Origin of the sequence: Bacillus swezeyi (genome assembly GCF_030908325.1) — a bacterium.
GTDB classification, from domain to species: Bacteria; Bacillota; Bacilli; order Bacillales; family Bacillaceae; genus Bacillus; species Bacillus swezeyi.
In genome coordinates this window covers 4252629-4267029 of the sequence record NZ_CP133085.1, presented here as the reverse complement: position 1 = coordinate 4267029, position 14401 = coordinate 4252629, and the positions used below count along the sequence as shown (strand labels likewise).

The following is a 14401-nucleotide window of genomic DNA, read 5'->3' as shown; positions in this document are numbered from 1 at the left end:
AAAAGGTGTGAAGTGAAGATGGCTGAAGAAAGTCTGCCGATTTGGACGAAAGAACGTGTAAAATCCGCATTGCCGAAAAGAGAGAATGACAGTCATAAAGGAACATACGGCACAGGTCTTTTATTTGCCGGGAGCAATGATATGCCTGGAGCAGCACTTCTTGCCGGAATGGGCGCCATGCGCAGCGGCATTGGAAAGCTTGTAATCGGCACAAGCGGCAGTGCTATTCCGCTGATCGTTCCCGTTCTCCCTGAAGCGACATATTGGCGGGACGGCTTAGAAAAGACAGCCGCAGGCAGATTTGATGAACATTACCGCGCGATTGCAATAGGCCCGGGGCTCCCGCCTTCACAAACGACTGAACAAGCCGTTGAACGGGTATTGGAGGAAGACTGCCCGGTTGTCCTTGATGCGGGAGCTCTGTCAAAAAGATCGTATCCCCTTCGCAAAGCCCCCACTATTCTGACGCCGCATCCAGGTGAGTTTTCAAGAATCACAGGCCTGTCTGTCCAAGATGTTCAGAAAGACCGTATTTCACTGGCTAAAACATATGCGGCACAACTGGGCGTCACGATTATTCTGAAAGGAAATGAGACGATCACCGCATTTCCTGACGGAGAGTGCTGGAAAAATCAAACTGGCGGCAGTGCGCTGGCAAAGGGAGGAACCGGTGATACGTTAACAGGGATGATTTTGGGAATGCTTTGCTGCCATGAGAATCCGAAAGAAGCGGTGCTAAATGCCGTCCATCTGCATGGCGCTTGTGCGGATGAATGGACGAAGACGAGATCTGCTCATACACTGCTTGCCCATGAGCTTTCTGAATGGCTGCCAAGGGTGTGGAAAGAGTATGAGGTATAAAAAAGAAACGCTCGGAAAATCCCGAGCGTTTCCGTCTGACACCACTTAAGGATTGATTTTGCCGACCCCGGCATTTTGCATGACGATCGATTTGACATTGTCTACATTATCGAGTGAGTAGCTGTACGGCGGATTGTAGGTTGTTGTTGAAGAAGTCGGCATGCTGCCTGTTGAGTTGACAAATTTGTTGTTGGACACGTCCCAATAGCCGGGCGAACTGCTGTACCAGGCAACGATCGGATCTTTGGCGTTTTCAAAGAGGTTGTTTTCAATTTTGAGGCGTGCCCCCATTCTCGAATTGACACCGCTTTCGATGATATTGCTGTAATAGTTGTTGTAAAGGTGGCCTTCACCGAACCGGAATGCGGGAACGCGGGAATTCAGATTTTCAAACCAATTGTGGTGGAACGTAATGGTCCGATTGTTATTATCGCTGTCTGATGACCCCATCAGCATGGATTTCCATGCGTCATGGGCATAGTTCCAGGAGAATGTAATGTATTTCGCGTCTTTTTTGACATCGAATAATCCGTCATAGTGATCTTTATCTACATTCAAGCTGTGATACAGTTCATTATGATCGACCCAAATATTACTGGAAGGCCCTTCGATGCTGATCGCATCTTTATCGCCTGATGCGACTTCATGAATTTTTAAGTTGCGGATGATGACGTTTTCTGCGCGCCACACTTTAATGCCGATGCCCTTGAATTCGCCTTTTGTTCCAGAGCCGACAATCGACACATCTGAAACATCTTTGATGTCAATTTTTGATGCTGATGTATTGGAGGTTGTAATTGTACCATTGACATAAATTTTTAAAGGCGTATTTGAATTTTTATTCTTTAATGCTGCGATGATCTGGTCTCCTGTTGTCACGGTCACCGTCTGTCCGCCTTCTCCGCCGGTGGTTCCTCCGTTTAAAGAAGCGAAGCCTTTCAAGCCGAAGTCGGCCAGCGGACTGACCTTGGCAGAAGCAGCGGCTTCTGCAGATACCGCTGGTGTTAACGCTCCGATAACCCCTAATACAAAGATAAACATGAGACTTATGATTTTCTTCATTGTTTTCCTCCTATTTTTTCGTTTTTTATGACCGTAAAGGAAGCGCTTACAATTAAGGTGGACGGTGTAGAATGGACATCCTCATACCTCCCTTTTATTGGAATTAGGGAGATCATAGCACAGAAAACTGAATTATCTGAATAATCATGAGGTAAGTTGGAAGCGGGTGTAAGCTGATGATTATGACAAATGGCATAAATATGAGGAGAAGCGCATGACCATCAAGATCTTTTGTCTTATCAATCTGCAAAAAAAGAATCTATCGAAGTGAACATTCAACAAATTCATGTCTGGAAAATGGTTATTGGCTTTTTTGTTTTTCAGGGGATTCATAAGTCAATCTTTAAAATTGAAGGGGGATCGGTGGCCTTGAGGATGGTTGGCAGCCATTCGGTAATGTCAGTGATGACTGAGATGGTGGTTTTCGCGGCAGCACTTTAAGCAGGATATGCGTAGAAAAAGCGGGAAGGCAGAAGCTATCATTGTGACGGCTTCTCCTTCTGCTCTTGTATATCCGAGATGGGCCTTCATCATTTTGCAGCGGCTGTATTAAACCAGCTTCGTTTTTGCCGGGGTTTTTTGCAGGACAACGCCGGCAAGCATATCAATAAACCGCGGGTCCGTGTTCGGCATTGGCGGACGGTAATAATGGGCGCCCAGCTCGTCCGTGATCACTTTACATTCATAGTCATTATCATAAAGAACTTCCAAGTGGTCAGACACGAATCCGACTGGGGCATAAACGAATGACCGGAAGCCTTTCTGATAAAGTTCTCGTGTTAGATCCTGTACATCAGGACCGAGCCAAGGGTCAGTCGTGTTGCCTTCGCTTTGCCAGCCGACAGCAACCTGGTCAAATGACAGATGTTCCGCGATCTGTTTTGCTGTTTCCTCAAGCTGCTCGGGATAGGGATCACCGTGTTCCTTGATCTTTTCCGGCAAGCTGTGGGCTGAACAAACGACAACCGTTTCTTTCAATTCATCTTCAGACATTTGCTTCAGAATCCGGCTGATTTCTTCTGTCCAATAACGAATAAAGCCGTCTTCCTGGTGCCACTCATCAATTGATATGATCCGCGGTCCGCCGATTTCTTCTGCGGCCTTTTGGGCGCGGCGATTGTAGACTTCGGTGCTAAAGGTAGAGTAGTGGGGGGCTAGGACGATGGAAACGGCTTCTTCCATTTGATCCCGCTTCATTTGTTCAACCGCATCTTCGATAAAAGGGGATATGTGTTTTAAACCGAGATACATGACATATTCCACTTTGTTTTGCCGCGAGTTTAAGGCTTCTTCCAGTTTTTTGGCCTGAGCCAGCGTAATTTTGGCAAGCGGAGAGATCCCGCCGATATGCTTGTAGCGGTTTTTTAAATCGTCAATCATGTCATCGGACGGCCTTTTTCCATGACGGATATGCGTGTAATACGGAATGATATCTTCCTCTTGATAAGGGGTTCCATAGGCCATGACGAGCAAGCCTATTTTTTTTCGTTCCATTTGTTCTTCACCTCTGCTGCAAATCTTGACATGTCGTACAGACTCCGTAAATCCCTAAATAATGCGTGTTAACCTTAAAATGCGTTATTTGAGCGGCTGCATGCTCAACCTCTTTGAGGTGAGGATACTCTAAATCAACCATCTTTCCGCATGATTTACAGATGACATGATAATGCTGTGTTTTAAACATTTCATACTTGCTTTTACCGTCTCCATAAGGCAGTTCGTTTAAAATGCCTAGCTTCACAAATAACTTCAGATTGCTGTATATCGTCGGCAGACTCATGTATGGCAGTTCACGATGAATATCTTCCGCCGAGGGGTGGCCATTCAAAGAAATGATTGTTTTTAAAATCAGCACCCGTTGAGCCGTTACCCGCAAGCCGCTTTTTTTTAATAATGGAACGAGCTGCTCTTCTTCCACACGTAACATCCCCTGCCATTCTAGATTAAGGGCAGGCACCCGTTTTAAAAATGACGGGTGCCTGTTATGAGAAAATGAGAATATAACTGAGAATAAGCGTCAAATGTTAAATATCTAATTAAACTTCTTGCGGAACGGATAAATTCAGTCCGTCTGCAACGCGTTTGCCATACTCAGGATCTGCTTGATAAAAATGCTGAATCTGGCGAAGCTTAATGTCGTCTTTTGTTACTTGTTTCATCGAACCTACGATATTGCTGACAAGGCGTGTGCGCTCTTCTTCGCTTAAGAGGCGGTATAAATCGCCTGCCTGCGTATAGTGATCGTTTTGGTCGTAAGCTGAGCTGTCAGCCGCCCCTGATACCGGATAAGCCGTTGTTTTATTTTCAGGTGATTCAGCCGGTCCTCCGAAGCTGTTCGGTTCATAATAGACAGAACCGCCGCCATTGTTGTCAAAGCGCATTTGTCCGTCGCGCTGATAGTTATGAACCTCAGCCTTCGGACGGTTGATAGGCAGGCTGTTGTGGTTTGCTCCTACGCGGTAGCGATGTGCATCCGCATATGCAAACAGGCGTCCCTGAAGCATTTTATCAGGTGAAGGTTCGATTCCCGGCACTAATGTTCCAGGAGAGAACGTTGCCTGCTCTACTTCTGCAAAATAGTTTTCCGGATTCCGGTTGAGCACCATACGGCCGACTTCAATCAGCGGATAATCTTTTTGCGACCATACTTTCGTGACATCAAATGGATCAAAACGGTAAGTATCCGCATCTTCCAACGGCATAATCTGAACATACAGCTTCCATGCCGGGAAGTCCCCTTTTTCAATTGCTTCGAATAAATCCTGCGTATGATAATCAGGATTTTCACCTGCAATCTTTGTACCGACTTCCTCAGTCAGATTTTTAATGCCTTGTTCTGTTTTGAAGTGATATTTAATCCAAACGCCTTCGCCTTCGGCATTGACCCATTTGAATGTGTGGCTTCCGAAGCCGTGCATATGCCGGTAAGTGGCTGGAATCCCTCGGTCGGACATCAGGATGGTCACTTGATGCAGGGATTCAGGAGATAATGACCAGAAATCCCAAACAGCATCCGGATTTTTTAAATGTGTGACCGGATGGCGTTTTTGTGTATGAATGAAGTCGGGGAATTTAATCGCATCGCGGATAAAAAACACCGGTGTGTTGTTTCCGACAAGATCATAGTTCCCTTCTTCTGTGTAAAATTTAACAGCGAATCCGCGCGGGTCGCGAACAGAATCTGCTGAACCATTTTCACCTGCGACAGTTGAAAAACGAACAAACAAAGGTGTGCGTTTTCCTACTTCTGATAAAAAATTAGCTTTAGTATATGTTGAAACATCATTTGTCACTTCAAAATAACCGTGTGCACCGGCGCCTTTTGCATGAACAACCCGTTCAGGTACGCGCTCTCTGTTGAAATGGGCAAGTTTTTCAAGAAGGTGGACGTCCTGAATAAGAGTCGGCCCCCGTGAACCTGCTGTCATTGAATTTTGGTTGTCTCCAACCGGAGCGCCCCAGCTGGTTGTCAGGTTGTTTTGATTTGTCGTCATTAAAGGATCACCTCGCGTAAAATTTAATTACAAAATAATGATAACACTTCTCAAGAAAAAAACAATATTTATTTATAATAATTATAAATAAAAATTCATTATCGTTGTTTTGAACATTGATCAGCTCACTGTTATTATGCTGAATAACTTTTTTAGATTGGGTTAAATTAATGATTATTCCAAATAAAGGAGTGTAACAAGTGGAACACAACACAAATCAGCAAAAGTCCGATATGGAAACAGATGACACGTTGACAAATCGCCAGGGACATCCGATTACAAACAATCAAAATATCAGAACCGTAGGCAATAGGGGCCCTTCAACATTGGAGAACTATGATTTTCTAGAAAAGATCAGCCATTTTGACAGGGAAAGGGTTCCGGAACGGGTCGTTCATGCGCGGGGAGCCGGTGCGCACGGATATTTTGAGGCTTATGGGACAGCCGGTGATGAACCGGTTTCAAAGTATACGAGGGCAAAGCTGTTTCAAGAAAAAGGCAAAAAAACACCTGTGTTTGTCCGTTTTTCGACGGTCACACACGGGATTTCTTCACCGGAAACCCTCCGCGACCCGCGCGGATTCGCGGTCAAATTTTACACTGAGGACGGAAACTGGGATCTGGTCGGAAATAATCTGAAGATCTTCTTTATCCGCGATGCCGTAAAGTTTCCTGATTTGATCCATGCGTTTAAGCCTGATCCTGTTACAAATTTGCAGGATGGTGAAAGGATCTTCGATTTTATCTCAAATACCCCGGAAGCCATGCATATGATTACCTTTTTATTTTCGCCTTGGGGCATCCCGGCCAATTACCGGCAGATGCAGGGGTCTGGCGTGAATACATACAAGTGGGTGAATAAAGAAGGAGAAGCCGTTCTTGTGAAATACCACTGGGAGCCGAAACAGGGCATTAAAAATTTGACGCAAAAAGAAGCGGAAGAGATCCAGGCGAAAAATTTCAATCATGCAACACAAGATTTGTATGAAGCGATTGAGCGCGGAGACTACCCGGAGTGGGAGCTATTCGTTCAAATCATGAGCGATGACGAACATCCTGAGCTTGATTTTGATCCGCTTGATGACACAAAACTTTGGCCTGAGGATCAATTTCCATGGCTTCCTGTCGGCAAAATGGTGTTGAATAAAAACCCTGAAGACTATTTTACAGAAGTGGAACAGGCCGCGTTCGGGACAGGCGTGCTTGTGGACGGGCTCGATTTTTCTGATGACAAAATGCTTCAAGGGAGAACCTTTTCCTACTCGGATACACAGCGCTACAGAGTAGGGGCCAATTATCTGCAGCTGCCGATCAATGCTCCGAAAAAAAGAGTGGCAACCAATCAGCGGGGAGGGCAGATGCAATACAAAGTAGACTTGGGGAAAGATCAAAGCCCGCATATAAACTATGAGCCTTCGACAATCAACGGACTAAAAGAAGCAAACCAGGACGGTAAAGAGTACACACCGCATGTAGAAGGACATTTGGTCCGAGAGAGCATCGACAGGCAGAATAATTTTAAGCAGGCGGGAGATACCTACAGGCATTTAGATGATTGGGAAAAAGAAGAGCTGATCACAAACCTGGTCAATACACTTGCCCCATGTGATCAAAGAATTCAAACGAAAATGATTGATATGCTGAAGCAATGTGATGCGGAATATGGAAGCAAGGTAGAGGAAGACTTGAAGCACGCTTCAAGCCAAAATACATCCAGCAGGGAGCCGATCGGAGCGGAAGGTGCTGAAGATGCACCAAAGCAAGCGGAGGAAAAAGGGCATCGTGAAGATCCTTATTAAAGGGATCTTTTTCTTTTTTGAATTAAATAAGCTCTGGCAGCGAGATCTGGAGAGACAAAAGATTGTTAATCATCACTTGGTTTCTTAACGATTTTAATATACATCGAATAAAACCAGTTTCATCAGAAGTAAAATTGCCTTGCAGAATCTATTGTTCATTTTACTTTATCCGACAAGGCACCGATCCTTAAATACAAACTGCTTAAAAAAACCTCCCCCCGACCGCCTTCAATAACAAAGCGCCAACAAAGCAAAACAACTCGCGAAGTCGAATGATTCCGCCACCTTTCCCGCCCCTAATAAAACCGAGTGAAAAAAATGAGTAGAATGAATTTTCATTTTGCTGTACGAAAAACTGTTTTTCAACATGAAAGGTCACCTCGTATTTACGATACAGATGAGGTAACAACATTCAAGATTTGATTGATTTCAATAAAAAGACAAAAATACAACAATGAAACAAATGGATATAATGGTAAAATTAAACATGTGATTGAAACAAAAGGGAGGCGTTTTGATGTTAAAAAAATTAGCGGTCGGTGTTTTAATGATGGGAATGTTGCTTCTCGGAGTCGGCGGAGCTTCTGTTTTGGCACACGGAAAGTCAGCTTCTCAAGAATCGATTCATCCCTTCAGCACGGCATATACAGATGTGAAGGTGACCGGCAAAACAGTCTACTTTTATATTAAAGGATTGGAAAGTCCATTTAATCAGACTTATTATGAAAGGGTCGCCTGGACAAGCACTGATGAAGAGCCTGATACATTGAAGGACAATATTTTATCTGTGAAAATAGCAGCGAAGACGGGAAGCAGGCATGAGGCAAAATCGAGTGAAAGGCTTGAGCTGATTAAAGACAAGATCGAAACAGGCGGTATCGTTTACGGATGGGCAAAAGCGCAGAACGGCAATTGGTACCCGGCCGGTTCTGCTAAAATCTATTATTAAGAAAAGCGAAAAGCAGGCATCATCCCCGCCTGCTTTTTCCTCGATTCGCAAACTGCTTTGAAAAACATGACCCCGGCCGCCGCCAATGACAGAGCGCCTGCAAACCAAAACACCTCGCGAAGTCCGAATTGTTCTGCCGCCTTTCCCGCCGCAATCGGGCCAAGAAAAAAACCAAGCACATAAAAAGATTGATAGAAACCCATCACAGACATTTTGAGCTGAGGCGTGCCAAGCTGAACGACTTTGCTGACCAATAGCGGAAAAATAAATCCCAATGTCAGTCCTGTCACAGCGTGGATCAGACATACGTCTCGGCAAACGGCAGCAAGCAAAGAAAAATGGCTGTTACCACATAAGATATCCATATCAGTACATCGGCGGCCTTTACTTTGTAAAAGATGCACCACACGGATGCCAGTGTTTGCGGAACAAAAAAAGCGCACATGACCCAAATCAGCTGTTTCTCATCGATTCCGACCGTCTCCGCGTAAATCGGTGTGAAGCCGAACACGGTCATAAATAACACACGGCGGGCTATAAATGATAGTGTTGTAAGCGCTTTTAAATCATGGAGACGCCAAGTCTGTTTGACGTAGTCTGATAGAGCCATCCCCTTGGCCGTCTGGCGGGGTCCATAATCTTTAATGTAAAATGACAGAACAAGTCCTATGCATGATACGGCAACCCCGATCCAAAACGGAAACATCCAGCCGAACATATGGACGAGGTATCCGCTGACAGCCATGCTGAGAAATGGGGGGAAAACCGTTAAAAACTGCAGAATGCCCATCGCTTTTGACGACTGATCTTTTGTAAAATGCTGCGAGTATAAAACGGTTGCCATCACCCACATTGCAGCAGTCATACCGGCAAGCAGTCTGGCCGTGACCACCATGATGAACGAATCGAAAAACAGAAATATGAAGCAGCCTCAACAGGGACATAGCAAAACCGCTGATCAACAGCTGTTTTCTAAGCGGAGAAAGGACATCTGACAGGATACTGAACGGAAACCGCAGTAAAATCTGCGTGACGCCGTAGCTCCCCAGTACGATTCCTATCGCTGAGTAGGAAAAGCCGATGCTGTCTGTAGCAAACCAGAAACAAAAGACGGCACCCCAAAAAATCACATGATCTTTTTTAAAATTTGATTTTCTTCATGAACAAGTTTTTCCCGTAACTCCATCCCCTTTAAGTCACATCCCTTCAGTTTCAAGTACACCATAAATGCCGAATGTGAAACAAGATCATTTTTTATCTTATCAGAATAGATTTGAACGGTTTGCCGGCGGCTGTCGTCTTATAAACAGAGACAAAAGAAAGGGGGGGTGACATTTCAGTGGATCAGACAGATGAAAAAGAACTTATCAAGCTAGCAAAAAACGGTGAAGATGCCGCCTTTACAAAACTATTTCAGCTAAATTACCCCTTTTTATATCAATATGTGCTGAAATTAACGCTCCATCCTGATCTGACAGAGGATTTGGTTCAAGAGACGATGCTGAAAGCGTATATCAGCCTTCAGCAATTTCAGGGAAATGCCAAATTTTTGACTTGGCTGATTTCGATTGCTTCCCGGTTATTTATCGACCACCAGCGTAAGACAAAACGTGAAAACCGCAAGACGCAGGCAGCCGGAGAGGAAGCCTTTCGAAAAATGAAATGGGAAACTTCACTTCAAGGATATGAGTGGAGCGAATATTTGGAGTTGTTCGCAGCGCTTGAGCCGGAGTTTAGAATGCCGATCCTATTAAGGCATTACTACGGGTTTACATATCCTGAAGTGGCAAGGATGCTGAAAATAAAAGAGGGAACTGTCAAATCCCGTGTTCATCACGGATTAAAAAAAATTCGAAAGGAGTGGGATCAGTGAATGAACGAGATGAAAAAGAGACGATTTCTCATTTGAAGGAAGAGCTGAAAAAAATAGATGACATCTTTGAGCCTGCTGTTCCCCATCAATTAGAGCTGGATCAGCGTTTAGCCCGCTTTAAAAAAGAGCGCAAACGGGCGATTCAGAAGGAATTGCTTTGCTTTATTGTTTTGGCATTCGTGATTTTATCCGTTTATATCGCTATTTCAATTCGAGTTCCAGCTATATTTTTAACGGTTCAAGGTGCGGCGGTTGTTATTCTTCCTGTGCTTGCCTTATTTGAAAAAAAACGGCGCCGGACGGTTGAGGGGGAGGCTGATTAGATGAACCTTGAAACGACTCCAGAAAAATTGCTTGCTCTGCTGTTGATTTCGCCGTTTCTATTCACTCAAAGCATTCTCCTTTTTCTCGATGCCAAGAAAAAGGGAAGCAATGCCTGGTTTTGGGGGATTTGGGGCCTTATTCAAACTCCGATGCCTTTATTATTCTATTATTTATTTGTCGTCAGACCTTTTCATAAGAAAAGGAGGATGCCGTAATGGCTGTATCTGAAATACCTTGGGCACTGATTGCCCCTTTGATCGTGTTATATCTGATCCTTGTCGTTTCCGCATTGGTGAATTGCCTCAGGCAGGAGGAAACAAATGGCCCCAAGTGGCTGTGGGTCCTGATTATTGCAGGCATCAGTTTCATCGGCCCCATTTCGTACTTTGTCATCGGTAAAAAAACATATGGGAGGGAGCACATGTGATGCTGTCCGTCAAAGGATTAACAAAAATTTATCAGCAGCAAAAAGCCGTTCAAAATCTGAGCTTCGATCTCAGCCATCATCAATGTGCCGCACTGCTCGGGCCTAACGGGGCCGGGAAAACAACAACACTGCAAATGCTGTCCGGTTTATTGACCCCAACGTCAGGAAGGATACAGTTTTTAGGCCGGGAAACGATAGACCGGAGCCAAATCGGATATCTGCCCCAGCATCCTGCTTTCTTTTCATGGATGACGGCGGAAGAATATTTGCTGTTTGCCGGCAGGCTTTCCAATTTGACACGCCGCGAATCTTTGGAAAAGAGCCGGATTATTTTGCGCTATGTCGGGCTCGGCAGGTATGGAGACCGGAAAATCGGCGGTTTTTCAGGAGGAATGAAGCAAAGGCTCGGGCTGGCTCAGGCTATGATTCATGAGCCGGAGCTGCTGATTTTGGATGAGCCTGTTTCTGCGCTGGACCCGTCTGGAAGACGTGAAGTACTCGATATGATGAAGGAGTTAAAAAAGAAGATGACGATTCTGTTCTCGACCCATGTCCTATATGACGCCGAACAGGTATGTGATCAGATTGTCATGCTGAAGGAAGGCGCTGTCCGGTGGAGCGGCCCGCTTGCTCGATTAAAAGAGCAGCATCAAAAGCCGTCTTTTATTTTATCGGCCGAAGAAAGCCTTGAAGGATGGCTGGGAAATCTTTCTTATGTCAGCAGGCTCACGTTTAACCATCCCAACCAAGCCGAGTTTCATTTATCCGGCAGATCTTACCGCCGTGAATTATTGGCTGAATGCTTGAAAAGAAACGTTTCGATTCTTCATTTTGAACAAAAAACACAGTCTTTGGAAGATATTTATATGAAGGTGATGGGGCTATGAATTCATTTTATATTTTATTTCAGAAGGAATGGAAGGAGAGCTGGAAGGATGGAAAACTGCTTTGGCTGCCTGTCGTCTTGATACTTCTCGGTCTGATTCAGCCGATCAGCCTTTATTATATGCCCCAAATCATCGATATGGCCGGAAACCTGCCTGATGGAGCGGTCATCGATATTCCAAAGCCCGGCGGTGAAGAGGTGTTGGTAAGCACACTTTCCCAGTTTGGAACGGTCGGCACTGCCATTTTCGTATTCAGTGTGATGGGAAGCATTGTTAATGAACGGAACCATGGCTCTCTTTCATTGATAATGGCGCGGCCTGTCAATCCGATTCATTATATCGGTAGTAAATGGCTTGCACAGGTCTTGCTCGTTTTAGCGTCTTTTACGGTCAGCTACGGGCTGGCTTTCTATTATACAAATCTTCTATTTGGCAAAGTGGGAATTGACCGGTTTTTATTAAGTTTATCGGTGTACAGTGTATGGATTGTGTTTGTTATGACCGTTACGCTCTTTTTCAGTGCTTTGTTTCGCCATATCGGCGGGGTTGCCGGAGGGAGTATTACTCTGATAGCCGCCGTTTCATTGGCTGGCTCGCTGTTTCCCCGCTTTACAGAATGGACGCCGGATAAAGCGAAAAGCCAAGCCAGCCATATTATCATGCACGGTTCATGGGATGGTACTTTCGCCTGGATGATGTTTTCATCAGCGGGAATTGTATTTCTTCTGTTCATGTGCACCGCTTTTGTTTTTAAAAGATATGAATCTTACTGACAGCCGGGGCCATCCCGGTTTTTTTAATTGTCAGAACCATGAAATAGGGTATACAATACACTGAAGGTGATCAGGCGTTTAAAGAAAATCTGCGAAAATGTTAAATATGGAGGAGTGATCCAATGAATATCATAAACAATCAGCCAGATATTGCGGTTCAGGCGAAAGCGCAGCCGAACAAAGTGTGGATCGCTGTCATATTGGGCATTTTATCCGGAATCGGGCCGGTTGTGATCGATTTGTATCTGCCGGGGCTTCCGCAGATGGCGGCGGATTTACATACGAATGCGTCCGTCGTCCAGCTGAGTTTAACATCCTGTTTATTGGGTCTGGCAATCGGACAAATTGTCGTCGGTCCTTTTAGCGATGTATCGGGCAGAAGGATGCCGCTGATTGTTTCATTGGCTGTTTTTGCCGCGGCATCTTTTTTATGTGCATTGGCTTCATCTGTGTGGGTATTGATCGCCATGCGGTTTATTCAAGGCGCGGCGGGAGCGGGGGGCATCGTGATATCCCGTGCGATTGCCCGCGATTTATATTCAGGCACAGAGTTGACGAAATTTTTCTCGCTGCTGATGCTGGTAAATGGGATTGCGCCTATCTTATCTCCGGTAGCAGGCGGACAGCTTATGAAGGTTACGACTTGGAACGGCGTTTTTTTAATTATTGGGCTTTTTGGCATCATCATTATTCTGTCTGTCATATTTGGAATTAAAGAGTCGCTTTCTCCGGAAAATCGTACGAAGGGCGGTTTCAAAGAAACGTTCGTATCATTTGGAAAGCTATTCGGCCAGCGGACTTTTATGGGGTACGCTTTAGCTCAGGGGTTGATTGTAGCGGGAATGTTCGGCTATATATCAGCCTCTCCATTTGTTTTGCAAGACATTTACGGATTATCGGCTCAAGCTTTCAGTTTTTGTTTTGCGGCAAACGGCTTAGGGATTATCATCGCTGCCCAGATCACAGGACGGCTGGCTGGACGGTTCGGTGAGACAGCCTTATTGAAATGCGGGTTGTTGATTTCTTTGACCGCCAGCGTGGTTTTATTGATATCCGTCCTCTTAAAAGCGTCGTTGATTTTTGTTTTAGTTCCGCTGTTTATCGTGGTGGCCTGCATTGGGATCGTGACGACGTCCAGCGGTTCCTTAGCTATGCAGAGCCAGGGAAAATCAGCTGGGAGCGCCTCTGCGCTTTTGGGACTGCTGACGTTTATTCTAGGCGCTGCCGCGGCGCCGCTCGTAGGCATCGCAGGAAGTCATACCGCTTTACCGATGGCCGTTGTGATTGTATTTTGCAGTATCAGTGCGTTAACCTGTTTTAAGGTGCTGATCAGAAAATAAAAAAAGCTTGCCGGACAAAGCTGCCGGCAAGCTCAAATTTTTTAAATAATGACTAACGGGGAACGATCTCTACAGTAGTTTCCGCGTGATTATAGTTTCTGCCGAATTTTTGCAATTCCGCGGTAATTTTGTGCGTCCCTGCATTCGGAAGCGTTTTCCTAACCATCACAAGCTTAAACTGAGAAGAACTGAATGCATAGACAGGAACTCTGACAGTTTGTCCGTCATTCAGAATTTGTGTATAATTCAATGTTCTGCCGTTTAGCGAATCTCGTGTATTCGCATGAAAGCGGTATGGGAAGTTAAATTCAACATAGCTGGAGCCAACAAAAGAGTTTGGTTTGTAAGTGACTTCAATGTCAGAGGTTGTCCATTCTTTATTGCTGTCAACTGTTTCGACATGAAGCGTCGGGGCGCTTCTAAAAAAGGTTGCGCTAGCTTCTTGTGCCGGAAGAATAAATGAAAACAGAGCTGCTGAAGATAATAGGCCGACACCTAATTTGCCAACGAATTTCCGTTTAAACATAAACATACTCCTTCCAAATGACAAGTTTTAATAGAGAATAAGATCGAAAAAGGAAAAAATAAGATTGTCATCTACTAAATTCCTTT

At 44.9% G+C, this 14401-nt stretch carries 15 protein-coding genes and 1 pseudogene; 10 read left to right on the top strand and 6 right to left on the bottom strand.

Annotation, left to right across the window (positions count from 1 at the left end; all coding sequences use genetic code 11):
• The first annotated feature begins 18 nt into the window (after window positions 1–18).
• Entirely contained in the window at window positions 19–861 is an 843-nt protein-coding gene (locus RBH91_RS21360; RefSeq protein WP_307892868.1) for an NAD(P)H-hydrate dehydratase, read from the top strand.
• Between the two features lie 45 nt (window positions 862–906).
• On the opposite strand, the gene RBH91_RS21355 is transcribed toward RBH91_RS21360, so the two are convergent.
• The 4 genes from RBH91_RS21355 to katA all read right to left on the bottom strand — a co-directional run bounded on the left by RBH91_RS21355 (window position 907) and on the right by katA (window position 5417).
• On the bottom strand, window positions 907–1923 hold the full coding sequence (locus tag RBH91_RS21355; RefSeq protein ID WP_307892867.1) for a pectate lyase family protein: 1017 nt from the start codon (window positions 1921–1923) through the stop codon (window positions 907–909).
• Between the two features lie 549 nt (window positions 1924–2472).
• Window positions 2473–3417 carry a ferrochelatase gene (hemH, locus tag RBH91_RS21350; protein ID WP_307892866.1) on the bottom strand — a complete coding sequence of 315 codons (945 nt, stop codon included), beginning with the start codon at window positions 3415–3417 and terminating at the stop codon, window positions 2473–2475.
• Window positions 3418–3424: 7 nt separating this feature from the next.
• The gene (locus RBH91_RS21345; protein ID WP_076759671.1) at window positions 3425–3841 is read right to left on the bottom strand and encodes a Fur family transcriptional regulator; all 417 of its coding nucleotides are present in this window, start codon (window positions 3839–3841) and stop codon (window positions 3425–3427) included.
• A 118-nt stretch (window positions 3842–3959) separates the two neighbouring features.
• Window positions 3960–5417, bottom strand: a complete 1458-nt coding sequence (gene katA, locus RBH91_RS21340; protein WP_307892865.1) for a catalase KatA — start codon at window positions 5415–5417, stop codon at window positions 3960–3962.
• A 233-nt stretch (window positions 5418–5650) separates the two neighbouring features.
• Between katA and RBH91_RS21335 the strand changes: the two genes are divergently transcribed.
• Both RBH91_RS21335 and RBH91_RS21330 read left to right on the top strand, forming a co-directional pair.
• Entirely contained in the window at window positions 5651–7216 is a 1566-nt protein-coding gene (locus tag RBH91_RS21335; RefSeq protein ID WP_307894820.1) for a catalase, read from the top strand.
• Window positions 7217–7733: 517 nt separating this feature from the next.
• On the top strand, window positions 7734–8165 hold the full coding sequence (locus RBH91_RS21330) for a hypothetical protein (RefSeq protein ID WP_076759662.1): 432 nt from the start codon (window positions 7734–7736) through the stop codon (window positions 8163–8165).
• Here the strand turns inward: RBH91_RS21330 and RBH91_RS21325 are convergent.
• A pseudogene (locus RBH91_RS21325) lies at window positions 8162–9351 on the bottom strand (MFS transporter). The gene RBH91_RS21330 and the pseudogene RBH91_RS21325 sit on opposite strands and share 4 nt — an antisense overlap.
• Before the next feature lie 153 nt (window positions 9352–9504).
• On the opposite strand from RBH91_RS21325, the gene sigY reads away from it, so the two are divergent.
• From sigY to RBH91_RS21290, 7 genes are all read left to right on the top strand, one after another.
• The gene (gene sigY / locus RBH91_RS21320) at window positions 9505–10038 is read left to right on the top strand and encodes an RNA polymerase sigma factor SigY (protein ID WP_307892864.1); all 534 of its coding nucleotides are present in this window, start codon (window positions 9505–9507) and stop codon (window positions 10036–10038) included.
• Window positions 10035–10361 carry a YxlC family protein gene (locus RBH91_RS21315; protein WP_307892863.1) on the top strand — a complete coding sequence of 109 codons (327 nt, stop codon included), beginning with the start codon at window positions 10035–10037 and terminating at the stop codon, window positions 10359–10361. Before sigY ends, RBH91_RS21315 begins: the two co-directional genes overlap by 4 nt.
• Window positions 10362–10577, top strand: a complete 216-nt coding sequence (locus RBH91_RS21310; RefSeq protein WP_307892862.1) for a transcriptional regulator — start codon at window positions 10362–10364, stop codon at window positions 10575–10577.
• The gene (locus tag RBH91_RS21305) at window positions 10577–10789 is read left to right on the top strand and encodes a PLD nuclease N-terminal domain-containing protein (protein ID WP_307892861.1); all 213 of its coding nucleotides are present in this window, start codon (window positions 10577–10579) and stop codon (window positions 10787–10789) included. The genes RBH91_RS21310 and RBH91_RS21305 overlap by 1 nt, the downstream gene beginning before the upstream one ends.
• The gene (locus RBH91_RS21300; RefSeq protein WP_307894818.1) at window positions 10789–11676 is read left to right on the top strand and encodes an ABC transporter ATP-binding protein; all 888 of its coding nucleotides are present in this window, start codon (window positions 10789–10791) and stop codon (window positions 11674–11676) included. Before RBH91_RS21305 ends, RBH91_RS21300 begins: the two co-directional genes overlap by 1 nt.
• A complete protein-coding gene (locus RBH91_RS21295; RefSeq protein WP_307892860.1) occupies window positions 11673–12449 on the top strand; it encodes an ABC transporter permease in 777 nt (258 codons plus the stop codon). The genes RBH91_RS21300 and RBH91_RS21295 overlap by 4 nt, the downstream gene beginning before the upstream one ends.
• A 122-nt stretch (window positions 12450–12571) precedes the next feature.
• Window positions 12572–13789 (top strand): multidrug effflux MFS transporter, encoded by a 1218-nt coding sequence (locus RBH91_RS21290; RefSeq protein ID WP_307892859.1) that lies wholly within the window; start codon window positions 12572–12574, stop codon window positions 13787–13789.
• A 52-nt stretch (window positions 13790–13841) separates the two neighbouring features.
• Here the strand turns inward: RBH91_RS21290 and bslB are convergent, their stop codons facing one another.
• Complete coding sequence (bslB, locus tag RBH91_RS21285) at window positions 13842–14315, bottom strand: biofilm surface layer hydrophobin BslB (RefSeq protein ID WP_307892858.1); 474 nt, start codon at window positions 14313–14315, stop codon at window positions 13842–13844.
• Window positions 14316–14401: the final 86 nt, after the last annotated feature.